Genomic DNA, 22,467 nt, shown 5'->3' on the forward strand with positions numbered 1-22,467 from the left:
CGTCGCGAACCGGCGTACCTGAGTCCGGCGTTTGGTTCCCTGGCCCGGGCTACGCACCGCAACCGTGATCTGTCTCTTGTGGACATCGATTCCCGCGACCCGCTCATACACGATCTCCATTAGGCCCTCCGGCAACGCGCCCCGTAACAACACCAACGGCGCGTCGCCCGCGGAACCCGCGATCAACATCAAGAAACTGACATCCGCGCTCGCAGGCGGCACCCAGGGTTCCTACCGGGCGGGTTCCAGCGTCACTCTCTCATCCGGACACGAAGTGCCAAATACGTTCGACGTCGGCGGGCGACGCATCCACCAGTTTCAGCCCCTGCGGGCGCCTCCGCCAGGAGGCATGATCTCTCTCATGCCGCCGTCCGAGCGCGCTTACGTCGAACACCTCGAACCATCTGTAGCGGGTCTCGTGGTGCGCCCTGGTCATCAGTCGGTCATGACGGCGAACACCGACGACGCCGGCACCGGCCCGGCACACCGAGAGTCGTTCGACCGGGCGCGGCTGTCGCCCATGACAAAGACGGAGTCGGCCGGCACGGTAACCGCGGCGAACCGGCGCGCCCCGCAGTGATTCGGGTCCGGCGGCTCGTCCAGCGACGCGTCCTCGGCCACGTACGGCTCGTCCAGCAGCCTACCGTCGACCGTCACCGTCCCCGCAGCACCGCAGCAGGCGACGGTTTCACCGCCGACCGCGACGACACGTTTGAGCAGCGGCACCTTGTGGTCACCCCAGAGGCCGCCAGGAGAACGGAACAGCACGACGTCGCCGCGCCGCGGCTCATACCTGCCGGTGACCGTCCGCGCAGTGATGACCTGGCCGGACCTGACCGGTCGGCTCCACACTGACGCCGCCCTGGGTGAACTGCTCGGTAGCTCCCGTCTCGGTCGCGTCACCATCGCCACAGCCAGCAACCACTATCACGAGAAGGAGCACCATCAGCCTGCGCATCCAACGGATGCTGCCAGAAACGGTGGTGCCGTGCGGTCCGCCGGGCGCGGTCCTACCCGGCACCGTCCCTACACCAAGGTCACATACGCTGTCATGCCGCTGTTCGGGCGTCGTGGGTCGTGATCGCGAGCCCTGGGCTGAACGCGCGGAGGAGTCGGTGTGAGGATGTCCTTTCGTGATACGGGCGGTGGTGGTTGCGCCTACGCTGGGCGGGGTGACAATCAGGACCGGCGAGCTGCGGTTCGGCCCGGACAACGGACGCATGCTGCTGCGCACCGGCCGTAAGGGTGTCGGCTCGACCGTCGGCCACGACCTCACGATCGAGGTGACCGACTGGTCGGTGCAGGTGAACGTTCCCGAGACCGGGCCGGCGGATGCCACGGCGACGGCTCGGGTCGAGTTGGGGTCGTTGGCCGTTCGGTCGGGTACCGGTGGGGCCCGACCGTTGACTGACAAGGACCGGGGCGAGATCGTCAACAACGCCCGGCGGACGCTGGATGTCGATCGCCACCCGACGGCAACCTTCGAGTCCACCCGCGTCGTCACCGGCGAGGACTCCGCGACGATCAGCGGGACGCTTACTTTGCGTGGGGTCGCCGCCTCCATCGACGTCGAGGTGCGTGAGGTGACGCCGGACCGGTACCGGGCCACCACAGTGGTGACCCAGTCGGCATACGGAATCAAGCCGTACTCGGCCTTTCTCGGCGCGCTCAAGGTCCGTGACGATGTCGAGGTGGAGATCGAGGTCGAACTGGGACGCTGAGCTACGGTCAGTTGGGGTCAGAACCGCCGCGACAGTCACAGATGGTGCCCTGAGTCCCGGGTCTGCCCGACTGCGGCGGGCCCAGACGACCGCCCGCACCGGACGCCGCCTGGACTCTGCCTCGGCTCGATCGACCCTCATGAAACATCAGCAGCCCGGAACCGGCAGCAGGACACGCTCCAGTCCGCCGAGAAAGTCAAGCGTCCGCCCCGTCACAACAATCCGGTCGCCGCCGGCCTCACGACGCGTCCGGCTGGCTGGCGCCGGGATGAAGCCGAGATGCGTGCAGTGCGGCGGACCTCCCGGCCGGTACATTTCGTTGATGGCGCAGATGAAGGTCTGGCTCGACCACTGCGTGATCGCGGTGAGCAACTGGGAACGGTCGACGAACTTCTATCGAGACGTGCTGGGAGCGGAGGTCGTCGACCACCCCGACGGTCGTGTCGCATTCAGGTTTGGCGATCAGCAGCTCAACGTCCACGGGCCAGGTTTGGACATCGGCACGCTGGTGGCAAGCCCGCCGGTGGTGCCGGGCGGTAGCGATCTCTGTTTCGTGTGGTCAGGGTCCGTCGAGGAGGCCACGGCCCATCTCCTCCACCATCAGGTGCCGGTGGAGGAAGGACCAGTCGCCCGCTGGGGCGGGCGTGGCCGGGGTACGAGCATCTACTTTCGCGACCCGGACGGGTCTCTGCTGGAACTGATCGTCTACGCGTAGCAAGCCGGTGACCAGGTCACGCGTGGATACCACACCGCATTCGACGGATCCGCCGGGACACAGAAGAATGTACACGGATGGATGTCCTGACCGTATGATCATGACGTGGTGGGCACGTGACCAACTGGACAACGCCGTATAACGATCCCTTGCGGATCGTTCCGTACGGCATGGCGGTCATCGGCACGGTCTTTGCTGCGGCTGGTATCGGCATCGTGGCAACGCAGACGCACAGTGTTGTCGCGGTGCCGATCGTGCTGCCCTTACTGGGGATATGGCTCACGTTCATGTGGCGGTTTGCGCGAATTGGACTCGTCATATCTGACGTGGGCGTACGTATCCGGTGGCTATTGCGAACACGAACATTCGGCTGGAACCAGGTGCAACGGTTCCATACGGCCCGAGACATCCTCGCACCAGCGAGGTTGTGGATCGAGCTAACAGACGGCAGCCAAATCCGGACACCGATCCAACGCGTGAGGTATCTGCTCCCCGGAGCGACGCTGGCTGACGGTAGCGCCTGGCTGACGCCTGACCGATACAAGGCCCTTCTCCGAACTCTGTACAGTCGGCTCGCCCAAGCGCAGTCGGCGGCGCGGCCGACTACCTCGTCGAAAACGGCCGCGACGGCGAAGACGAAAGCTTCGGACAACTCGTCGAAGCCATCGGCGCTGTCCCTGCGACCGGCGGCGCCGCCATAGCACTACGGTAGTGGGGCTCTCTGACATCAGCGTGGAGATGATGTTCACCGAGGTCGCTCCACACCTCCGGCTCATTGCGATCGAAGAACATCCACGTGTTGTGGCCACCTGTGCCGGTGGGGCTAGTCGAATCGACGCCGGCGGCTGAGGGACCATAATTCTGCCGTCGCATCTCGTGCCGCGAGCCGGGATTCCCTTTCGTCGTGGTGGTCCGGTGGCCCGGCCAAGCGGGCGCTCAGGCTGAGTTCCGGATGTTTGGCATGGGATCGCGGTGTCACCGGGAGGTCAACGTCGCCCACTCCTCGGTCCATCGACACCGGTTCAAGCCTGCGGCGGCAAACTCGTCGATCTCGCCCATCCGCCGCACCCCCAGCCATCGCAGCAGGACGTTGATTGCCATGTCGATGCGGTTGGACACGACCGTGTAGCGGGCTTCCGCCTCGTCGGCCGAGGTGGCCGTGAACAGCGGTCCCCACGCGACGGCTCCGCCGCGCCAGGCCACCGCCGCGTGGGAGCCGTCGCCGCCGAAGAACTCGGCATGCAGGTAGGCGACGACGCCTTGTAGTGAGAGTTGGCGCGCCCACTCGGCCACCCCGCTCGTCAGGTTGTAGAACCCGGCCACGAGCACGCCATCCACCGCAGTCGTCATAACGCTCGCGACGATCTCATCCGACAGCGGCAAGAGCGCCAGCTCAGTCTCTGGGACCAACGGCGCCAGCGGCAGCGCTGCCCGCACACGGCCATGCTCGGAAGGGTTCAGCAGCAGCGCCTCCACAGTTCCCGCCACGCCGCAAGCGTATCGATCGAGAGCCGGTCCAGCCGCACTCATTTGTCGCCGACAGGGCGGCTCACAGCTGCCTGTGCGACATGTCCTCGCACCCGTCGCAACGCAGCCATTGCGCGAGTTCACCCCAAGGAGGTTGTCCGGGCACAAGAACCAGGGCTTCCCAGGGATAGCCGCACAGAGCGTTGTGGTTGTCGCGTACCTGCAGGTGGCAAGTGGCTGTGGGCGTCTCCGGTTCGAGGTCGTAGCGCAGCCGCGTCTGCACCTCGCCGAAGAACACCGTTAGGACATGCCACCACCGACGTCGAGGCCAGCCCAGGCGCTCGGCGGCGACGAGATACGGCATACGCGCATGATCGCAGGGCTGTCCAGAGACTTACTCACATGCCGCTGAGGATGCGTCGCTCTGGCGATGGGGCTGGCCGGCTGCGGGTCGGGCGCTGTCGCGGGGACGCGGGCCACTATCGTTCTGGCGTGCGTATCCGATTCGATGTCCCGGCCGATCCGGCTTATCCGGGCCGTGTGGCCGCCGTACTCAGCAGGGCTCGGCTGCGCAGGTACACCGCCATCGGCGCTGTACTGATGGCAGTGGCGGCGATCGGTCTGGCTGTCTCACGGGCTGTCGACTGGGGTGACCGGATCTCGCCGTTGTTCTACACGCTGGCCCTCGGCGGCCTGCTGTCCATGCTGTTCCCGCCATGGGTGCGATCCAGGGCCCGACGCCGCTCCAGCCGCTACGCCGTGGAAGGCGGCTACGACATCACCGACGACAACATCATGATGCGCAGCGGCTCGCAGTCCAGCGGCATCGCCTGGGACGGAGTCGCCCGGGTCGTGGACACCCCTGAATTCTGGATCGTGTACGTCGGACGGATGCCGGCAACCGTGATCCCACGCCGCCTCATGACCACCGAAGACGCCAAGACGTTAGAGACCTTCATGGCCGAGCGTGGGCTCCTCAACTCCTAGAACGAGCCCCACGCCCGGGCTGTGAACCTCTACCACCGCCGACACCACCAAAGACCACCTGCACGGACCTGCCGCTGCGACTGTGCTGGCGGGCATCACCGCTACTGACGCACAGGCTCCCTCTCCGGCTTCGGCCGTGTCCCACATGGCAGCGATCCCTTCCCGCGCGCGGCGGTGTCCGCCTACCCCGGCCACCACCGCGATGCCCCAGGCCGGCTGGCTCCAGGTGCCGGTCCTTCGTACCCGAGGACCGCCCGCCGGCACCTGAGACCGAGGCGCGCCGCTGCTCACGCAGCCACCTTCGGACCATGACAATCTTGCTTTCCGATCCTCGGGTGGCGGCCGTGCCGGTGCGCGACGCCGGCGAGGCGCTGGTACGCCTCGACGCGGACTTCGGGCCGGCACGGGCGTGGGTCCGCCGGGGTCTGGGCGAGCGGCTGGCCGCCGCTCGGGACGCCTTGCCGGCCGGCCTTCGGCTGCGGGTGGTGGAGGGTCATCGTCCGGTTCGGCAGCAGCGTTCCATCATCGCCACCTATTCGACGCAGCTTCGCCGCCTGCACCCGGGGCTGCCCGACGCCGAGCTGCACCGCCTGACGAGCAGGTTCGTGTCACCGGTCGAGGTGGCTCCGCATGTCGCGGCCGCGGCGGTGGACCTGACGCTGGTCGACCCGGAGGGCGTGGAGCTGGACATGGGTACGCCGATCGACGCGACGCCGGAGCAGTCCGGCGGTGCCTGTTACTTCGCCGCGGAGGGGATCGACGCGGACGCCCGGGCGCGCCGGGAGCTGCTGGCGAAGGTGCTGGGCGGCGCCGGCCTAGTGAACTACCCGACGGAGTGGTGGCACTGGAGCTACGGCGACCGGTACTGGGCCTTGATGACAGGCGCGCCCGCCGCGCTGTACGGCCCGGTCCCGGCGGAGCCGGCGGCGTGATGCCCCCCAGGAAGACGCTCAGCTTCGAAGATGCTCCGCTTCGCTCCACATCCACGCGAGGACCCCGACTTCCCGGGGACTCCGCGACCGCGCTCGCTCGTCGCGAGGCGCCTGGCGAGGGGGCGCGGCTGACCGTCGACCTGACCGCGGTCACGCACAACGTCCGACTGCTCAGGCGGCGTACCGAGGCTGGGCTGATGGCCGTGGTCAAAGCCGACGGGTTCGGCCACGGCGCCGTCGACGTCGCCCGCACGGCCATCGCCGCCGGCGCGGGCTGGCTGGGCGTGACCAGCGTTCACGAAGCCGTCGCCCTGCGCGACGCCGGGCTGCGGGTACCTGTGCTGAGCTGGCTCAACCCCGTCGACGCCGACTTCGGCACGGCCGTGCGCCGGGGCGTCGACTTGGCGGTACCCAGCCGCGATCACCTCGACGCGATCACCCGCGCGGACGGCCTCGCGCGCGTGCACCTGCACCTGGACACCGGCATGGCCCGCGACGGCACGCCACCAGAGGCATGGCTCGACCTGTGCCGGCGGGCGTCTGCCGCCGAGCGGGACGGGCGGATCCGCGTGGTCGGGGTGATGGGACACCTCGCGTGTGCGGAGACGCCGGGGCATCCGGCCAACGCGGCGGGCCGGCGGCTGTTCGAGTGGGGCGTGGCCACGGCCCGCGGCGCGGGTCTGCGGCCGGCCGTGCGCCACCTGGCCGCCTCGGCGGCGACGCTCACCGAGCCGCGCTCCCATTTCGATCTGGTACGGGTCGGCGCGGCGCTGGTCGGCATCGACCCGACCGGTACCAACGCCCTGCGTACCGCGCTGAGGCTTACCGCTCCCATCGTCGCCGTGCGCCGCGTCCCGGCCGGGACTCCGGTCGGCTATGGGCACGCCTGGCACGCGGCGGCCGCGACCACGCTCGGCCTGGTGCCGATCGGGTACGGCGACGGCCTGCCCCGCAACGCCTGGGCCCGGGCGGAGGTGCAGGTTCGCGGCCGGCGGCGCCGCCTCGCCGGCCGCATCTCGATGGACCAGTTCGTCGTCGACCTCGGCGACGACCCGGTGCGGCCCGGCGAGATCGCCACCGTGTTCGGCCCGGGTGACGCCGGCGAGCCGACGCTCTCGGAGTGGGCTGGCTGGGCGGACACGATCGCGCACGAGCTGGTCACCGGGCTCGGCCCGCGGCTTCGCCGCCACGTCATCCCCGCCGGCCACTCCGACTCACACGGGAGCCTGACATGAACAGACGCCGTACCCGGGTCGCCGTCATCGGCGGCGGCCAGAACTGCGAACACGAGGTCTCCCTCGCTTCCGCCGCCGCGGCCACCGCGGCGCTCGATCCCGCCCGGTACCAGGTGATGGCCCTGACCATCGGCGTCGACGGTGGCTGGCGGGACGAGCGCGACCGGCCGATCGGTCTGGCCGCCGCGGTCGAGTTGCTCCGCGACTGTGACGTGGCCCTACCGCTGGTGCACGGGCCGCGTGGCGAGGACGGCACGCTGGCCGCCCTGCTCGACCTCGCCGGCGTGCCGTACGCCGGCTCCGGGCTGACCGCCGGCGCGGTCGCGATGGACAAGTGGGTGACCAAGCTGGTGGCGGAGGCCATCGGCATCGCGACCGCGCCGGGCGTCCTGCTCACCGAGGCGACCGCGGCCACGTACGCCTGGACCCATCCGGTCGTCGTCAAGCCGGTCGCGGCCGGTTCGAGCCGGGGCGTGCGGCGCGTGGACCGGCCCGGAGAGCTGCCGGAGGCACTGGAGGCCGCGCTGGCGCTGGACCGGCGGGTGCTGGTCGAGGACGTGATCGAGGGCCGGGAGGTGGACCTCGCCGTGCTGGCCCGCCCGGACGGTACCCGGATCGTCGCACCGGCGCTGGAGATCGTGGTCGCCGGCGGCCTCTTCGACTACGCCTCCAAGTACGACGGGTCGGCTGTCTTCCGGGTGCCGGCTCCGCTGGCCGAAGCGGACCGCAAGGCGCTCGAACACGCCGCGCTCGCGATGTACGACGCGCTGGGGTGCCGCGGCGTCGTCCGGGTCGACTTCTTCGTCACCGCGGACGGTCCGATCCTCAACGAGGTCAACACCACGCCCGGCTTCACCGGACGGTCGCAGGTGCCTCGGATGTTCGCCGCCGCGGGCATCCCGTACCCCGAACTGCTCGACATCCTGATCCAGGATGCCCTGGTCGGCGCGGCGTAAGGTCGCTGAGTGAACGTGCCCCGACCCGCGTGGCAGGAATGGCTGCCGGACGCCGCAGCCGGGCTGATCGTCGCGGCCCTCGGGTTGGTCATCGCGATCTTGAACTACGGCGGGTTCAACGAGCACGCCCCGGTACCGCTCGGGATGCTGAGCCCTCTCCGGGAGCTGGCGCTGCTCGCGGTGGTGGCGGTCGTCACCGGTGCGGCGGTCGGCGCCAGCCGACCCGTCCCGGGCGCCGCGCTCGCGCTGGTGTGGATGCTGGCCGGGATTCACGTCGTGGTCGGCGTCCCGATCCTCGTCACCGAGCTGGCCATCGCGGTGGTGGCGTTCGGGACGGCCCGCTGGGGCAGCAGGGCGGTCGTCTGGCTCAGCGCGCTGTCCATCCCGGCCGGCGCGGCCGTCGCCGTCGTGTTCCTCGCCCCCGACATACGGCGGGTCCTGTCCGGCTTCCTCCGCCTGAGGGCGCTGGTGGACCTTGGGGAGACATGGCAGCCGTTCGCCGCTGTCATCGGGGCGGCGCTGCTGGGTGTGCCCTGGATGGCCGGCATGGTGCTGCGCGTGGCCGCACGCGCCCGAACGACGGTCGACCTGGCCTCGGCCGACGTCGCCCGGGCCGAGGCCGACCGGGCGCAGGCGCGGCAGATCGCCCGGCTGCGCGAGGACCAGGCCCGGCTCGCGCGCGACGTGCACGACGTCGTGGGCCACTCCCTCGCGGTGATCCTCGCCCAGGCCGAGTCGGGCCAGTACCTACCGGACGGCGACCCGGCAGCGCTGAAGACGACCTTGGCGAACATCGCCACCTCGGCCCGCACCTCGCTGCAGAACGTCCGGCAGGTGCTGTCGGCCACGCAGGAGGGCCTCGCGGCCTCGACACCGGATCTGGACAGCCTGGTCGAAGGGCTGCGCACGAGCGGCCACAAGGTGGTCTCGACACAGACCGGCGCGCCCCAGCCGATGCCGCCGGAGCTCGACCTGATCGCCTTCCGAACGCTGCAAGAAATGGTGACAAACGCGATGAAACACGGCAGGCATGATCACCCCATCACCGTGGAACGCCGCTGGCCGGACGGCGACTGGGAGGCCACGCTGCGGATCTCGGTGAGCAACGCCGCGGCGGCCGCCCAGGCGGCGGACTGGACCGCCGGCCAGGGCCTGACCGGCATGCGGCAACGGGTGGAGTCGGTCGGCGGCCGGCTCGACGTGGACCGACACGAGGTGGCCGGCGAGCCGAGGTTCACCGCGACCGCGTGGATCCCTGTGCGGCGGCCCCTGGCATGACCGAGCCGATCAGCGTGCTGCTCGCCGACGACCAGGAGCTGTTTCGCTCGGGCGTGGCGGTCATCGTGGACGCGCAGGTCGGCATGTCCGTGGTCGGCACCGCCGCCGACGGCAGCGAAGCGGTCCGCCTCGTCGACGAGCTGGCGCCCGACGTCGTGCTGATGGACATCCGCATGCCCGGCATGGACGGCGTCGAGGCGACCCGCCAGATCTTCCTGCCCGAGCGGGTCAACCGGCGCCCCAAGCCGGTCCGCGTGCTGGTGCTGACCACCTTCAACCTGGACGACCGGGCGGCCACGGCCATCCGGTACGGGGCGAGCGGCTTCCTGCTCAAGGACACCACACCGGTGATGCTGCGCGACGCCATCCGCACCGTCCACAGTGGCAACGCCGTCCTCGCACCGCCCGACCTGACGACGCTGATGGACCACCACTTCCGGGCCCCCGTCCCGGTACCCGAGGCGTACCTCGCCCTGACCGACAAGGAACGCGAGGTATTCACCGCCGCCGCGCGCGGCCAGTCCAACGCCGAGATAGCCGCCCAGGTGTTCGCCAGCGAGTCCACCGTGAAGACACACATCGGGGCGATCCTGCGCAAGCTCGGGCTGCGCGACCGGGTGCAGATCGTCGTGTTCGCCTACGAACACGGCCTTGTCCCACCCCGCTAACCCAAGCCCTCGCCGCACCGCGATATCGCCATCTCGGCCGCGGACACCTGGTCCGCCGGCGCCCGATGGTTTCGCCGCGTCGGGCTCGGGTCGTGCTCGCTTGAGCGCGACCCGAGCCCAGGCGCCGGGTTGATCGATGTGCTACCAGCGTCTCTTCTTGATGACCCTCGGGTCAGAGGCCGCCGAGGCCGGGGCGTACCCCGTGGCGCGGGCGGTGACCACGAGCCTGATCTCGTGTCCCGCGTCGCCCGGCCTGACGATGTAGACGGGCAGGGTCGCGTGCGGGATGTCGACGCCGTCGCGCTGCCACTGGTAGCTGAACCTCGCACCCTTGACGGACCATTCGCCCGGGAGCCCGATCAGTCCGATGTCCAGCAACGAGATGATGCGCGGCCGCTCGATGTTCCTGATCGGAGCGGGACCGACGAGCTGACCCACGCCCCAGCGCGCCGTGGTCTGGTAGCCCAGGCTGGTCGGGTCGGCCCAGTTGTGGATCGCCGTGCGCGCCCCTGCGGTCGCGTCGTTGACCTGGAAGTCGAGGCCGTGGAAGGTGCCCGGGCCGCCATATGTGAGCAGGCTGATCGCCGCCTCGACGACGTAGCCGCCCTCGACGTGGGTCGTGGCGGACCGCAGGCGCGCTGCCTGGGCAGCCTCGTCACCCGTGCCGAAGGACGTCACGTTGTTGGCGTTGATGCGGATCTGAGTGTCGTCGCCGCGGTAGGCGCCGTTTTTGACGTTGCCGGCGTCCACGAAGATCTCCACCGAGTCCTGCACCCACGGGTCGGATGCCGACACGTCGATCACCGGGTCGGCCACCTCGGCGAGGACGTAGAGCGTCTGGTCCTGCCAGAGGGTGCGTACCGTCGCGATCGCACCGCCGTCTCCCTCGACGGCCTTGGCCGTCGTGACCGCGCTGGCGTCGGCCCACACCGGGTCGATCGCCCCGTCGATCGTCACCGGGGTACGGGCCTGCGGGACCTCCAGATAGGACAGATCCTCGACGAGGGCGAGCGTGCCGGTGAGTCCGGGGCTGTTCCAGCCCGCCGTGCTCGCACCGTCGGTGGCCCGTACGTCCAGGGCGAGCGTGTCGCCCAGCGCCGCCTCGGAGAGCGGAAGGTGGGCCACGACGGAGTACCCGCCGTCGCGGGCGGTGACCACAGCGCTCGCGCCGCCCGTGGTCGAGCCGTCGCGGCGGACCGCGTACGTGGCACCGTCGAGCTCGAACGTCACCGCGTCCGCGGCCTCCACGTCGCCATCGGTGACGGTGACGTACGCCGTGAGGTGGTCCGGCGCCCAGCGGAGCTGGAAGCCCGCCACTTCCTCGATGGGGTGCAGCGGCAGCTTGGACCACTCCAGTGACTTCGTCGCGACCGCGTCCAGTGCGACGGTGCCCGCGAACACGTTCCCGGTACGGAGCCGGGGCGGCAGGTCCTGCCCGCCGACCGCGCCGTAGTAGGCCGGCTTCGCCCGCAGCGCGTCGTCGAAGACGAGCGGCGCTCCGCTGGAGGACCGCCAGCTACGGCCGTCGACAAGGCCCCACACGGTGACGGCGAACAGGTCGTCGGTGTACTCGCGGAAAATGTTGAACGCGTCCCGGAAGTAGTAGCCCTGTTCGATGCGGAGCGCCTGGCTGACGGGCGTGCCCGTCGGTACGTCGAACTCGGTCACCGCCTGCGTGACGGGCATGTCCTCGAACGCGGCCAGCGCGGCGTCGAGGGCCGAGACCGGCATCGTGAGGTTGACGTGGAACTGGTGCCCGACGCCGTCGACTGGTACGCCACGTGCGAGGAGCCGCTCGACCAGCGACAGGTAGCGCCCCCGCTTGCCGGCCTGCTCGGTGTTGTAGTCGTTGATGAACAGTTTGACCGGGCGGGCCACACCTTCCGCGGCGTAGACCTCGTTGAATGCCTCGTCGGCGTACTGGAAGGCGAGGTCGATGTACTGCTCGCCGAGGATGTTGTACCAGTTGCTGCGGCGCAGGCCGTCGGCGAAGTCGCCGGTGTCGGCGACCACCTCGTTGACCACGTCCCACGCGTTCAGTGGATTGGTGTCGCTGCCGAACGGGCCGTAGGTGTCGCTCAGGTGCTCGGCGATGGCGAAGACGTGCGCCCGCAGCCGGTCACGCATGACCTGCTGGTCGGCGGGTGAGTTGGTCAGCGGCTGGCCGGCCTCGTTCTGGAAGAACCACGCCGGCGTCTGGCTGTGCCAGACCAGGACGTGTCCGTACACCGCCAGGTCGTTCTCCTGGGCGAACCGCATGATCGCCCCGGCCTGCTCGTGCGGGGTGAAGGCGCGCTCCGCGTTGTACCAGGACTCGGGCTTCATGTGGTTTTCGGCCGTGACCTGGTTGAAGTGGCGCAGCAGGAGCTGCGACGGACCGCCAGCGGTCTCGCGGCTGTCGATGGCGACTCCGAGCGGGAAGTCGACGGTCTCGCGGAGCCCTGTGAGGTCCTCGATGACCGGAGGCTCGGGCACCCGCACGAGGATGTCGTCGACGACGAAATCGCTCGTGTTGCCGGTGGCGCCGCTCTGGTAGCGGGTCTCGAAGTAGATGAACGCGCTGTCGGCGACCGGCGCGGTGAAGCTCGCCGTCACCTCGGTCCAGCCCGTGTTCGTGACCGTGTCGAACCGGGCCAGCGTGCTGAACGACTGGCTGCCGCCCGAGCTGCTCTGCAGGCTCAGCCAGACCTCGTCGGTCGGCTGGCCCTCGGCGAACCGGAGCCAGGCGCGCAGCTCGTACGTCACGCCGCCCTCCACCAGGCCGGTCACGTCGTATCCGATGCCGGCACCCTGGTTTGCCCGGTTGGTCACCAGCGCGGCGGCCGCGCCGCCGTGCGCCACACCGCTCAGCTCCAGCGTCGGTGCGCCCTGGCCGCCGTCGCGCGGCACCCAGCCGTCGAGCCCGTCCTCGAAGTCGGTGTCGACGACGACGGTGCCCGGCTCGGGGCCGCCGCCGCTGCCGGCGGGCGCGGTGATGAGGATGTCGTCGACGATCAGCGTGTACGGCGCGGCGAGGTTGTCGCTGCCGATGTAGATCTGGAACTGGGTCGGGTCGGTGTCCTCCGGCGCGGTCCAGCTGCCCGTGATGGTGGTCCAGTCGGCTGCGCTGATCGATGCGTTCCCGATCCAGGTGTATGCCGGCTTGGCGACGAAACGGACGCCTGGCGTGCCCGCGGTGCCCTCGGCCAGGCGCGCCCGCATCGACAGGGTGTACGTGGTGCCGGGCTCGAAGATGCCGACTGGAGACTGGATGCCTTCGAAGTCGTCGTCGCGGTCGACGATGCGCAGTGCCTTGCCGCCCTCGGGCAGGTCAGCCACGTCGAGCGTGACACTGCCGCTCTGGGTCCAGGTGCCGGTGGTGGAATCCTCGAAGTCGACGGCGCTCACCGTGAGCGTGTCCGCTCCGGCGGCCAGGCCGGCCACGACGACCGAACCGGCAGCGGCCAGACAGACCGCGATAACCGCTCTCAAACTTCGCACAAACGTATGTCTGCGGCGCATGGGAAATGCTCCTTGGATCGGGCCATTGGGCGCACCAACGCCCCGGTGTGCCCAGGCACCAGGAGATGGAGACGAGCGCATCCTATCGATGTCTCCTACACCCGTCGATATGGCGGTCCCATCGCAGGCCCGCGCGCGGGCATCTGGTCGGCACCGTCTGACCTATCGGCCTGCCATACTCCTGCCGTGCTTCTACGGACCGAACACCTCCACCTCGCCGCCGACCACCTCGACGACGCGGTACGGCGTCTCCAACCGTATGGCGAGGCGGGCGTCAACTACGAGGTCGGCTTTCTCGACACCTACCTGCCGGAGATCCGCGCCTGGCTGACCGACCTGGCCGAAGACGACGACTGGGCGGACGGCTTCTACAACTCCTATGTGGAGTTCGCGCTGGCACTCGCCCTCGCCCTGCCCCCAAGCGACCCGGTCGCGCCCTGGCTACCAGAGGACTACGCCACAGTGGACGACGGCGAGGTCGATGTGGACACCTGGCGCCTGCTCACCGAGGCCGCCGCCGGCCACTCCCCCGTCCTGGCGAGCCCACGCCGCACCTGAGAGACCTGACCGCAGCGCGCGGCGGCGGTTGGCCGACGTGGTGGTTGGTCGTTACTGTGCCTCGTGGCCCGTGCACAGCTCAGCGCCGAGTCGGTGGTTGACGGTCGTGTTCCACAGGCATTGGCGCTGTCGCCGGACGGCAGGTGGGTCGCCTACGTGGTCGCCCCGGTCGGGCGGGCTGCTGATCACCCGGTCAGCGAGCTATGGGTCGCCGCCGTCGACGGGGCCGGGTCGCCGCGACGATTGACCTCGGGTGCGGCGCACGATTCGGCGCCGCGGTGGGCCACGGATTCGCTGTTGATCTACTTCCTCTCCGACCGGGCCGAGCGTGGCACCGCGCAACTGCACCGGGTGGGGCTGGTCGACGGTGTCGTGGAGGCGGTCACGTGCTGGGCCGGTGGGATATCCGGTCACCTCCCACTGGCCGATCCGGACCTGGTCGTGGTGATCGCAGCCGACGAACCGTCCGCTGAGGACGAACACCGGGACGCCGAGCGCGACGACGCTCGAGTGTGGGGCGAACGCCTACGGCCGGACCGGCTGCGGCTGCTCGACGTACGCAGCCGCGAGGTCCGTACACCGGAGGCCTTCGGCGATCGCCATGTCGCCGAGGTGGCCCAGCGGCCCGACGATGGAATCCTGGCGGTACTGACCTGGTCGACCCCCGACGTGGACCCGGGCCTTCTGGAGCCCGGTCTCCACCTGCTCGACCCGGACAGCGGCGTGACGCGGGACCTCGGCCCGGCCGCGGCGGACGCGTCGTCGCTGGTCTGGTGGCCCGCCGACGACGGCTGGCACCTGGCATATGTCGCGAAGACTCCGCCCACTCTGGTGGGCGGACACGCGGTTCTCGATGTCGCGGTGCCGCTGAACGGGCCGGTGGGCGAGCACCGCAACCTGACCGCCGGCACGACCTTCTGCCCGAGCGCCCTGGTGCAGGTCGACGCCGGTCCGCCGCTGGTGCTGGTCGCCGACGGGCTCGATACCGCGATCCACCGGCTCGATCCGGTCGGGCCCAACCTCGTCGAGGTGTCCCGGGTTGACGGCCTCGCGACGTCGTTGACCACGAGCCGGCACGGTGACGCCGTCGCGGCAGTGGTGAGCACGCCCTACGAGCCCGGCAACGTCCACGCCGGCCCCACTCGCGGGCCGCTGACGACGCTGACCGATCTGCGGCCCGAACTCCGTGGCATCCGATGGGGTGTCCAGGAACGCCTGTCATACCAGGCAGCCGACGGGCTGACGCTGGACGGCCTGCTGATCCTGCCCGCCGGCCGGTCCCCCGAGGACGGGCCGTTTCCGCTGGTGACGCTGGTCCACGGCGGCCCGTATGGACGGTACGCCGACGGGCTCCAGCTCAGCTGGTACCCGTCTGGTCAGTGGCTGGCGAGTGCGGGCTACGCCGTGTTTCTGCCAAACCCGCGCGGCGGCCAAGGGCACGGCCACGACTTCGCGGTCCGTGTCGCCGGCGCGGTCGGCCTCGATGAGTGGACGGACATCCGCACCGGCATCGACCTGCTCATCGCCGATGGCGTCGCCGACCCCGACCGGTTGGGCATCGGCGGCTGGAGCCACGGCGGGTTCATGGCCGCATGGGCGGTCGGGCAGACTGACCGGTTCAAGGCCGCCGTGATGGGCGCCGGAATCAGCGACTGGGGCATGCTGGCCGCAACCGGCGAAGAGGGGCTGTTCGAGGCCGCCCTCGGCGGCAGCAGCGGCTGGGAAGGAACGGGTCCACACCGCCACGACCGGCTCAGCCCGATCTCGTACGCCTCCAAGGTCCGCACGCCGGTGCTGATCCTGCACGGTGAGAACGACACCAACGTTCCGGTGTCACAGGCGGAGTACTTCCACCGCGCGCTACGCAGATTCGGAGCCGAGCACCAGTATGTCGTCTATCCCCGGGAGAACCACTCGATCCGCGAACGCAACCACCAACTCGACGTTCTCCGCCGTACCCGCGCCTGGTTCGACCGGTGGCTCGGATGACCCCGAGGTCCGACCGCCACCTACACCCCGCGAACAGCGAGGTGATGTCGTCGGCGAGGGCCACCACCGCCGCGGCGAGCGCGTCGGCGCCGACCGCGACCAGGACACCGGCCAGGCGCGGCGAGGCGGCCGGTAGCTGCCCGCCGGCCAGGCCGAGCACGGCGGCGGCGAGGAGCGGGGGGCGGTCCGCATCGGGCGCACGATTGAGGCGGCGCCGGTCAGTGTTCGGTGATCTGCCCGTCGGCTACTTCGAGGCGGCGTGTGGTGGATACGGTGTCCAGCATCCGCCGGTCGTGGGTGACCAGCAGGAGTGTGCCGGGATAGCCGGCCAGCGCCGACTCCAGTTGTTCGATGGCTGGCAGGTCGAGGTGGTTGGTGGGCTCGTCCAGCACGAGCAGGTTGACGCCGCGGGCCTGCAACAGTGCCAGCGCCGCCCGGGTCCGTTCGCCGGGTGACAGGGTCGCGGCCGGCCGGAGCACGTGTGTGGCGTTCAGGCCAAACTTGGCCAGTAGCGTGCGGACCTGCGCGGGTACCAGGTCCGGGGTCGCGGTGCCGAAGGCGTCCAGGAGTGTGTCGTCGCTGTGGAAGAGCCGCCGTGCCTGGTCGACCTCGCCCACGACCACGCCCGGCCCGAGCCAGGTGCGTCCCGCGGCCAGCTCGATGCGCCCCAGCAGGGCCGCCAGCAGCGTCGACTTGCCGGAGCCGTTGGCACCGGTGATCGCCACCCGGTCGGCCCAGTCGATCTGCAGGTCGAGCGGGCCGAGGGTGAACCCACCGCGGCGTACCAGCGCGGCCTGGGCGACGGCGACCACGGCCCCGGCTCGCGGAGCGGCGGAGATCTCCATCCGCAGCTCCCACTCCTTGCGGGGCTCCTCGACGACCTCCAGGCGCTCGATCAGCCGCTCGGTCTGCCGGGCCTTCGCCGCCTGCTTCTCGCTCGCCTCGCTACGGAACTTGCGCCCGATCTTGTCGTTGTCGCTCGCTTTGCGGCGGGCGTTACGGACGCCCTTGTCCATCCAGGACCGCTGGGTACGCGCCCGTTCCTCGAGACCGGCGAGCGTCTCGGCGTACTGCTCGTACTCCTGGCGGGCGTGGCGCCGGGCGACCTCCCGCTCCTGCAGATAGGCGGCATAACCGCCGCCGTAGGCGCGTACCTGTCGCTGGGCCAGGTCGAGCTCGACCACCCGGGTCACCGTCCGGGTCAGGAACTCGCGGTCGTGGCTCACCACAACCGCGCCGGACCGCAATCCGGTGACGAACGCTTCCAGCCGCTCCAGACCGTCGAGGTCAAGGTCGTTGGTGGGCTCGTCCAACAGGAAAATGTCATAGCGACTCAGCAACAGCGACGCCAGGCCGGCTCGGGCCGCCTGCCCACCGGACAGCGCCGTCATCGGCCGGTCCAGGTCGACCGCCAAGCCCAACCCGGCCGTGACCTGACTCGCACGCTCGTCGAAGTCGGCCCCGCCAAGGGCGATCCATCGCTCCAGGCCGACCGCGTACCCGTCGTCGGCGCCGGCCCTCCCCGCCACCAGCCCTTCAGTCGCGTCGTCCAATGCGGACTGAGCCGCGGCCACTCCGGTGCGCCGCCCCAGAAACTGCCCGACCGTCTCACCGGGCCGCCGCTCGGGCTCCTGCGACAGGTATCCGATGGTCGCGGCAGGCGGGCTCACCAGCAGCGTGCCCTCCGCGGCACTGCCCAGGCCGGCGAGGATGCGCAGCAAGGTGGACTTGCCGGCACCGTTGGCGCCGACCAGCCCGATCACGTCGCCAGCGGCGACGACGACGTCCAGCCCCGAGAACAGGACACGGTCACCGTGCCCCGCCGCGAGACCTTTGGCGACGAGTGTTGCGGTCATCAGGATGCGATTACCTCGAAGACAGGACCAACTGACAGGACTGGATCACCGTACCGCCGCCTCGGACAAGACCCCCACGTCTGGCGTCAATCTCCCGTGCCGGCCACGACGGTCCGGGACGACCCACGGTCATGACGTGTTCGAGCCTGAATGTTCCTGAACGTGTCGGTTCGAATTCTGGTGTCTCGTTGTCGTTTCCGTTACCGATGTACCCAGACGACATCAGCCTTGATGTCCGGACCAGTGGCGCTAAGTTCAGGGATTGGACATTTCATGACACGGACTACGTCGTCCGATGGTTACGTATCAGGACCATCGCGGAGCAATCGGTCGTTGCGCGGGTTGCTGATCGCCCTGGTGACCGTGCTGACAGCGCTGGGTAGCACCGTCGTCATCTCGTCCCCGGCCACCGCGGCCACCCGCCAGTTCCGAGGCATGAACTGGGCGGTGCTGGGAGACAACTTCAGCACCGGCCCGCTCGTCCTGCATGGCCTGAGCTCGTCCGACAGCAATGCGACAGTGCGTGCCAAGGCCAACGCCCTCTACGACGACATGGCCACCATGGGCGTCAACACCGTCCGGCTGCCGATCAACACCCACACGGTGGGGACGACGTGGTGGAACGCCTACCGCGGCACCATCGACGCCGCCACCGCCCGTGGGTTCAAGGTCATCCTCGCCTATTGGGAGGACGGCGCCGCCTCCGGTGGCAGGATCACGAACCTCGCCGCGTGGAACACGATGTGGTCCAGTGTGACCAACATGTACGGCTCGAACACCAACGTCTACTTCGAGCCGATGAACGAGCCACACGGCTACAGCTCGGCGGAGTGGCGCGACGTCGCGGCCAACTGGCTCAGCTACCACTACTCGGCCGTGCCCGGCCGGGTGCTCATCGGCGGCACCGGCTACAGCCAGGACCTGCGGGACGTCTGCAACGACAGTCGCTTCAACTCGACACTGCTCTCCTTCCACCACTACGCCTTCTTCTACAGCGCGATGACCTACGACGCCTTCCGAAGCCACATCCAGACCCGCCTCGGAAACTGCGCCTCCCGCGCGGTCGCGACCGAGTTCGGCGCGCCCATGGACAACGGCCTCAACTACGGCGACGCGAACAGCACCGACAACTTCGTGCGCCACATCCGCGCCATGGCCCAGGTGATGCGTGACAACCAGATGGGCGGCACGTACTGGCCGGCTCTCGGCGGCAAGCCCACCGGCAGTTCCGGCTACGACTGGTACTCGATGTTCTCCCTCAGCGGCAGCGGCACCGACCTCAACCTGACCATCCGCAACACCTCCGGTGCTGACCGGATCCGGTATGCCTGGGGCGACACCATCGGCAGCCCCACGACACCTCCGCCATCATCGGGAACGTTCTACCGGATCAACGTGCGCCACAGCGGCAAGGCGATGGACGTCCAATCACCGAACACCGAAAACGGTGCGCGCGTCGGCCAGTACACGTACGGCGGCAGTGCGTGGCAGCAGTGGCAGTTCCAGGACGCCGGCAGCGGATACTGGCGCGTCATCAGCCGGCACAGCGGAAAGTGCCTTGACGTGGTGAGCGCTTCAACCGCCGACGGCGCCGAGCTCATCCAGTACACGTGTGGCACCGGCACCAACCAGCAGTTTCAGATGGTCGCCAATGGCAGCTACTTCCAGCTCCGGGCACGACACAGCAACAAATGCGTGGACGTACCCTCCGCGTCGACCGCGGACGGCGTGATCCTCAAGCAGTATCCGTGCAACACCGGCACCAACCAGCAGTGGTCGCGCACGGCCGTCTAACGGCAGCCCGTCGAGCAGAAGGAGGAACCGGTGGCGCCGGTCCCCGGCGACACCGGGGCCGCATGCAGGCAGGTCTTCCGAAGTGGTCCGGAGCTACAGGTCGCGCCGGGCGTACAACCGTACGGAAACCGCGGTGGAGGCAGTTCCGAGGGCGCCGAGGATCGCGAACGCGGCGAGGGCGAGCCATATGAGGTTCGCGTCGCTGAGCCACGACAGCAGCGCGGAGCGGACATCGGGGACCGCCGATACGAGGAAGACAGCGGTCAGGATGATGGCGTGAAGGGCGGCGACGACGACGCGGACTGGGCCTGGGCCGGTCCCGAAGTAGGCGGGCAACCCGACGGCGAGAAGGATGATGACGAGCGCGACGGTGCCCGCGGTGAGGGCGGCGGCGATCGCCCAGTCGAAGGCGGCGCCGAAGGCTAGCGCGACGACCGGAGCCAGGATGACCCCTGCGATGGTGAAGGCGATCAGCAGCAGCAGACAGGTCGCGTAGCGGCCAGCGACGACCTGGCTGCGCCGGATGCCGAGCGCGGTGTAGAGGGTGTCGAGGCGACCGCGTTCGTCGTTGGCGAACAGGGACGACGGGGCGCTGAGGACCGCTAAGCCGGATATCGCGGGGATCAGCAGGTACGGGCCGAGGAAGAGCAGGAACGGGACGACGACGATACCCACGGGGATGATCATGTATTTCGCGTTGGGCCGGATGGATCGCAGGTCCAGGCCGACGAATCGGGCGATGTCGCGCATGTCAGTGCTCCTCGTCGTTGCGCCGCTCGTGGTGGACGACGACCTGCTCGATCGTCGGGGTCTCCAGATGGATGCCCGGGCCGAACGCGGCGGAGTCGGCGGTCCGGATGATGCCGTCGAAGCTGGCCTGGCCGCGGCGAAGGCCCCGGATCAGCGGCGCGGTCTCCGCGGTGAGGTCCTCCAACGCCCCCTTGACGTAGGCGAAGTCCTCGACGAGCTCGTCGAGCGCGCCCGAGTAGACGATCTGGCCACGATGGACGAACACGAGGTAGTCGGCGAAGTGCTCCAGGTCGCTGGTGATGTGCGTGGAGAACAGCAGCGACGCATCCTCCCGGCGCATGTGCTCGCGCAGCAGGTCGACAAGGTCGGCCCGCGCCGCCGGGTCAAGGCCGCTGGTGGGCTCGTCCAGGATCAGCAGATCGGGATGGTTTCCCATCGCCAGCGCGATCATCAGCTTGTTTCCCTCGCCGCGTGACAGCTCCTTCACCCGTACGTCGGCACGCAGCCCGAACCGGCGACACAGCCGGTCGAACCAGTCCTGATCCCAACCGGGTCGGGACGCGGCATAGACCGCCGCAGCGTCGCGGATGCGCCATTGCGGATACACGAACGGCTGGTCGAACGCGATCCCGACCTCGGCCATCGGCGGCATCGCGATGCTCCCCGCGTCCGCGCGGATGAGACCGAGCAGCGTGCGCAGCGTTGTCGTCTTGCCCGAGCCGTTGGCCCCGACCATCCCGGTGACGAATCCCCGCGGAACGCGAAGGTCCAGCGGGCCGAGCGTGAAGTCCCCGCGGCGCTTCACGAGCCCGACGGCTTCCACCACGTGCTCTGTCGTGTTCATCGTTTCCACTCCTCCGCGAGCATCGCGGTCAGCTCCTCCAGCGAGACCAGCCCGGTGTCCCGGGTACGAGCGACGATCTGCCGCAAACCCGTCCGCGCCCGCTCCAGCGAACTCCGGCGGGCCTCGTCCGGGTCGATCTGCGCGACGAACGAGCCCTTGCCCGGCACGTTCACGATCAGGCCCTCGGCGGCCAGGTCGTTGTATGCCCGCGTCGTCGTGATCAGGCTGACCCGCAACTCCCCGGCCAGCGCGCGCAACGACGGCAGCGCCGCCCCCGCCGCGAGCTCCCCGGCCATGATCTGCTGCCGAACCTGCTCCACGATCTGCTCATACAGCGGCACCCCGGATGCCGGCGAGACGATGACACGCATTCGCGAAGCCTCCGCATATCTACTGTCTATGTGCAGTATAGACAGCAGACGGCGCTTAGAGTCAACAGGCAGCCGTGGCGCCGTAGACGTGCGCCGGGGTCTGACCGCGGGGGCGGACACCAGATCGGCTATCAGGTTGTCGCGGGCCGCACGGGTATCTCCAGGACCGTCGCGACGGCGTGGTCGGCGTCGACCAGGTGCTCCTCCAGAGTGGGACCGGCGACGGTCATTCCACGACGGCGCAGCCAGTCGAACAGGTCGAGGCCGGCGCGGACCACTCCTGTCGCCGGTGGGACGACGGCTCGCACCACCGTACGGGCGGGCAGGTCGAGCCGTTCGCCTCCGCGGTCAGCGGTGACGGCCACGACGAAGTTTCCGGTGGGTTGCCCGCTGAGCCAGGTGAGCAGGGTCATCGGCGGTGGCGGGCACAGGGCGGCCAGCGCGGACGGGTGGGCGATCGACAGGTGGCGCACGTGCAGGCGGCGCGCGCCGACCGTGGCCTTTTGGGGCAGGACGGAAGTCGGTGTGGTGAGCCGGTCCTCGACCACGGCCACGGCTGCGGCCTTGGCCGCGATGTCGCGGCGAAGGGCGGCCACGGTTTCGGCCAGGGCCTGCTGTAGGTGCGTGTCGGGGGCGTCGAGGACGTCGGCGATCTGGCGTAGTGACAGGCCGAGGTGCTGTAGTCCTCGGATGCGTTCGAGGCGGGCCAGTTCGGTCACCCCGTACCACCGGTAGCGGGTGGCGCTGTCCACTGTGGCGGGAACCAGTAGACCGATCTTGTCGTAGTGGCGCAGGGTGCGTTCGGATACCCCCACCATCCACGCCAGCTCCCCGATCCGCCACAC

General features: G+C 69.5%; 21 protein-coding genes. 12 read left to right on the forward strand and 9 right to left on the reverse strand.

What is annotated here, in order from left to right:
• Positions 1-435 precede the first annotated feature (435 nt).
• Positions 436-852: a signal peptidase I gene (gene lepB / locus ACFFIA_RS05835; RefSeq protein WP_377246566.1), complete on the reverse strand. Its 417-nt coding sequence runs from the start codon at positions 850-852 to the stop codon at positions 436-438.
• 320 nt (positions 853-1,172) lie between these two features.
• Here lepB and ACFFIA_RS05840 point away from each other — a divergent pair, with 320 nt between their 5' ends.
• The 3 genes from ACFFIA_RS05840 to ACFFIA_RS05850 all read left to right on the forward strand — a co-directional run bounded on the left by ACFFIA_RS05840 (position 1,173) and on the right by ACFFIA_RS05850 (position 3,137).
• Positions 1,173-1,721: a YceI family protein gene (locus ACFFIA_RS05840; protein WP_377246569.1), complete on the forward strand. Its 549-nt coding sequence runs from the start codon at positions 1,173-1,175 to the stop codon at positions 1,719-1,721.
• A 322-nt stretch (positions 1,722-2,043) separates the two neighbouring features.
• Complete coding sequence (locus tag ACFFIA_RS05845) at positions 2,044-2,436, forward strand: VOC family protein (protein WP_377246572.1); 393 nt, start codon at positions 2,044-2,046, stop codon at positions 2,434-2,436.
• Between the two features lie 116 nt (positions 2,437-2,552).
• Positions 2,553-3,137, forward strand: a complete 585-nt coding sequence (locus ACFFIA_RS05850) for a hypothetical protein (RefSeq protein WP_377246575.1) — start codon at positions 2,553-2,555, stop codon at positions 3,135-3,137.
• 274 nt (positions 3,138-3,411) lie between these two features.
• Here ACFFIA_RS05850 and ACFFIA_RS05855 read toward each other — a convergent pair whose 3' ends face one another.
• Positions 3,412-3,924: a hypothetical protein gene (locus tag ACFFIA_RS05855; protein WP_377246578.1), complete on the reverse strand. Its 513-nt coding sequence runs from the start codon at positions 3,922-3,924 to the stop codon at positions 3,412-3,414.
• 61 nt (positions 3,925-3,985) lie between these two features.
• Positions 3,986-4,267: a hypothetical protein gene (locus ACFFIA_RS05860; protein WP_377246581.1), complete on the reverse strand. Its 282-nt coding sequence runs from the start codon at positions 4,265-4,267 to the stop codon at positions 3,986-3,988.
• A gap of 128 nt (positions 4,268-4,395) precedes the next feature.
• Between ACFFIA_RS05860 and ACFFIA_RS05865 the strand changes: the two genes are divergently transcribed.
• The 6 genes from ACFFIA_RS05865 to ACFFIA_RS05890 all read left to right on the forward strand — a co-directional run bounded on the left by ACFFIA_RS05865 (position 4,396) and on the right by ACFFIA_RS05890 (position 9,959).
• Positions 4,396-4,890, forward strand: coding sequence for a YcxB family protein (locus tag ACFFIA_RS05865; protein ID WP_377247033.1), 495 nt, complete (start codon positions 4,396-4,398; stop codon positions 4,888-4,890).
• A gap of 308 nt (positions 4,891-5,198) precedes the next feature.
• Positions 5,199-5,822, forward strand: a complete 624-nt coding sequence (locus ACFFIA_RS05870) for a M15 family metallopeptidase (protein ID WP_377246584.1) — start codon at positions 5,199-5,201, stop codon at positions 5,820-5,822.
• 140 nt (positions 5,823-5,962) lie between these two features.
• Positions 5,963-7,057, forward strand: a complete 1,095-nt coding sequence (alr, locus tag ACFFIA_RS05875) for an alanine racemase (protein ID WP_377247036.1) — start codon at positions 5,963-5,965, stop codon at positions 7,055-7,057.
• Entirely contained in the window at positions 7,054-8,013 is a 960-nt protein-coding gene (locus ACFFIA_RS05880; protein ID WP_377246587.1) for a D-alanine--D-alanine ligase family protein, read from the forward strand. Before alr ends, ACFFIA_RS05880 begins: the two co-directional genes overlap by 4 nt.
• Positions 8,014-8,022: 9 nt before the next feature.
• The gene (locus tag ACFFIA_RS05885; protein WP_377246590.1) at positions 8,023-9,291 is read left to right on the forward strand and encodes a sensor histidine kinase; all 1,269 of its coding nucleotides are present in this window, start codon (positions 8,023-8,025) and stop codon (positions 9,289-9,291) included.
• Positions 9,288-9,959, forward strand: coding sequence for a response regulator (locus ACFFIA_RS05890; RefSeq protein ID WP_377246593.1), 672 nt, complete (start codon positions 9,288-9,290; stop codon positions 9,957-9,959). The genes ACFFIA_RS05885 and ACFFIA_RS05890 overlap by 4 nt, the downstream gene beginning before the upstream one ends.
• A 141-nt stretch (positions 9,960-10,100) precedes the next feature.
• On the opposite strand, the gene ACFFIA_RS05895 is transcribed toward ACFFIA_RS05890, so the two are convergent.
• Positions 10,101-13,430, reverse strand: coding sequence for an endo-1,4-beta-xylanase (locus ACFFIA_RS05895; protein ID WP_377246596.1), 3,330 nt, complete (start codon positions 13,428-13,430; stop codon positions 10,101-10,103).
• Positions 13,431-13,646: 216 nt separating this feature from the next.
• Here ACFFIA_RS05895 and ACFFIA_RS05900 point away from each other — a divergent pair, with 216 nt between their 5' ends.
• Positions 13,647-14,018: a hypothetical protein gene (locus ACFFIA_RS05900; RefSeq protein ID WP_377246599.1), complete on the forward strand. Its 372-nt coding sequence runs from the start codon at positions 13,647-13,649 to the stop codon at positions 14,016-14,018.
• Positions 14,019-14,081: 63 nt separating this feature from the next.
• Positions 14,082-16,007, forward strand: coding sequence for a S9 family peptidase (locus ACFFIA_RS05905; RefSeq protein ID WP_377246602.1), 1,926 nt, complete (start codon positions 14,082-14,084; stop codon positions 16,005-16,007).
• Between the two features lie 218 nt (positions 16,008-16,225).
• Here ACFFIA_RS05905 and ACFFIA_RS05910 read toward each other — a convergent pair whose 3' ends face one another.
• The gene (locus ACFFIA_RS05910) at positions 16,226-17,863 is read right to left on the reverse strand and encodes an ABC-F family ATP-binding cassette domain-containing protein (RefSeq protein ID WP_377246605.1); all 1,638 of its coding nucleotides are present in this window, start codon (positions 17,861-17,863) and stop codon (positions 16,226-16,228) included.
• A 333-nt stretch (positions 17,864-18,196) separates the two neighbouring features.
• Here ACFFIA_RS05910 and ACFFIA_RS05915 point away from each other — a divergent pair, with 333 nt between their 5' ends.
• The gene (locus ACFFIA_RS05915) at positions 18,197-19,657 is read left to right on the forward strand and encodes an RICIN domain-containing protein (RefSeq protein WP_377246608.1); all 1,461 of its coding nucleotides are present in this window, start codon (positions 18,197-18,199) and stop codon (positions 19,655-19,657) included.
• Between the two features lie 93 nt (positions 19,658-19,750).
• Here ACFFIA_RS05915 and ACFFIA_RS05920 read toward each other — a convergent pair whose 3' ends face one another.
• The 4 genes from ACFFIA_RS05920 to ACFFIA_RS05935 all read right to left on the reverse strand — a co-directional run bounded on the left by ACFFIA_RS05920 (position 19,751) and on the right by ACFFIA_RS05935 (position 22,467).
• The gene (locus ACFFIA_RS05920; RefSeq protein ID WP_377246611.1) at positions 19,751-20,407 is read right to left on the reverse strand and encodes an ABC-2 transporter permease; all 657 of its coding nucleotides are present in this window, start codon (positions 20,405-20,407) and stop codon (positions 19,751-19,753) included.
• A 1-nt stretch (position 20,408) separates the two neighbouring features.
• Positions 20,409-21,251 carry an ATP-binding cassette domain-containing protein gene (locus tag ACFFIA_RS05925; protein ID WP_377246615.1) on the reverse strand — a complete coding sequence of 281 codons (843 nt, stop codon included), beginning with the start codon at positions 21,249-21,251 and terminating at the stop codon, positions 20,409-20,411.
• On the reverse strand, positions 21,248-21,622 hold the full coding sequence (locus ACFFIA_RS05930; protein ID WP_377246618.1) for a GntR family transcriptional regulator: 375 nt from the start codon (positions 21,620-21,622) through the stop codon (positions 21,248-21,250). Before ACFFIA_RS05930 ends, ACFFIA_RS05925 begins: the two co-directional genes overlap by 4 nt.
• Before the next feature lie 131 nt (positions 21,623-21,753).
• Positions 21,754-22,467, reverse strand: coding sequence for a MerR family transcriptional regulator (locus tag ACFFIA_RS05935; protein WP_377246621.1), 714 nt, complete (start codon positions 22,465-22,467; stop codon positions 21,754-21,756).

It is taken from the genome of Phytohabitans kaempferiae, from assembly GCF_042433955.1.
GTDB classification, from domain to species: domain Bacteria; phylum Actinomycetota; class Actinomycetes; order Mycobacteriales; family Micromonosporaceae; genus Phytohabitans; species Phytohabitans kaempferiae.

Coding starts and splice junctions, on each gene's coding strand:
- ACFFIA_RS05910 (WP_377246605.1), bottom strand. CDS start 17,863: ATGACCGCAACACTCGTCGCCAAAGGTCTCGCGGCGGGGCACGGTGAC.
- ACFFIA_RS05890 (WP_377246593.1), top strand. CDS start 9,288: ATGACCGAGCCGATCAGCGTGCTGCTCGCCGACGACCAGGAGCTGTTT.
- ACFFIA_RS05880 (WP_377246587.1), top strand. CDS start 7,054: ATGAACAGACGCCGTACCCGGGTCGCCGTCATCGGCGGCGGCCAGAAC.
- ACFFIA_RS05860 (WP_377246581.1), bottom strand. CDS start 4,267: ATGCCGTATCTCGTCGCCGCCGAGCGCCTGGGCTGGCCTCGACGTCGG.
- ACFFIA_RS05930 (WP_377246618.1), bottom strand. CDS start 21,622: ATGCGTGTCATCGTCTCGCCGGCATCCGGGGTGCCGCTGTATGAGCAG.
- ACFFIA_RS05845 (WP_377246572.1), top strand. CDS start 2,044: ATGGCGCAGATGAAGGTCTGGCTCGACCACTGCGTGATCGCGGTGAGC.
- ACFFIA_RS05870 (WP_377246584.1), top strand. CDS start 5,199: ATGACAATCTTGCTTTCCGATCCTCGGGTGGCGGCCGTGCCGGTGCGC.
- ACFFIA_RS05920 (WP_377246611.1), bottom strand. CDS start 20,407: ATGCGCGACATCGCCCGATTCGTCGGCCTGGACCTGCGATCCATCCGG.
- ACFFIA_RS05925 (WP_377246615.1), bottom strand. CDS start 21,251: ATGAACACGACAGAGCACGTGGTGGAAGCCGTCGGGCTCGTGAAGCGC.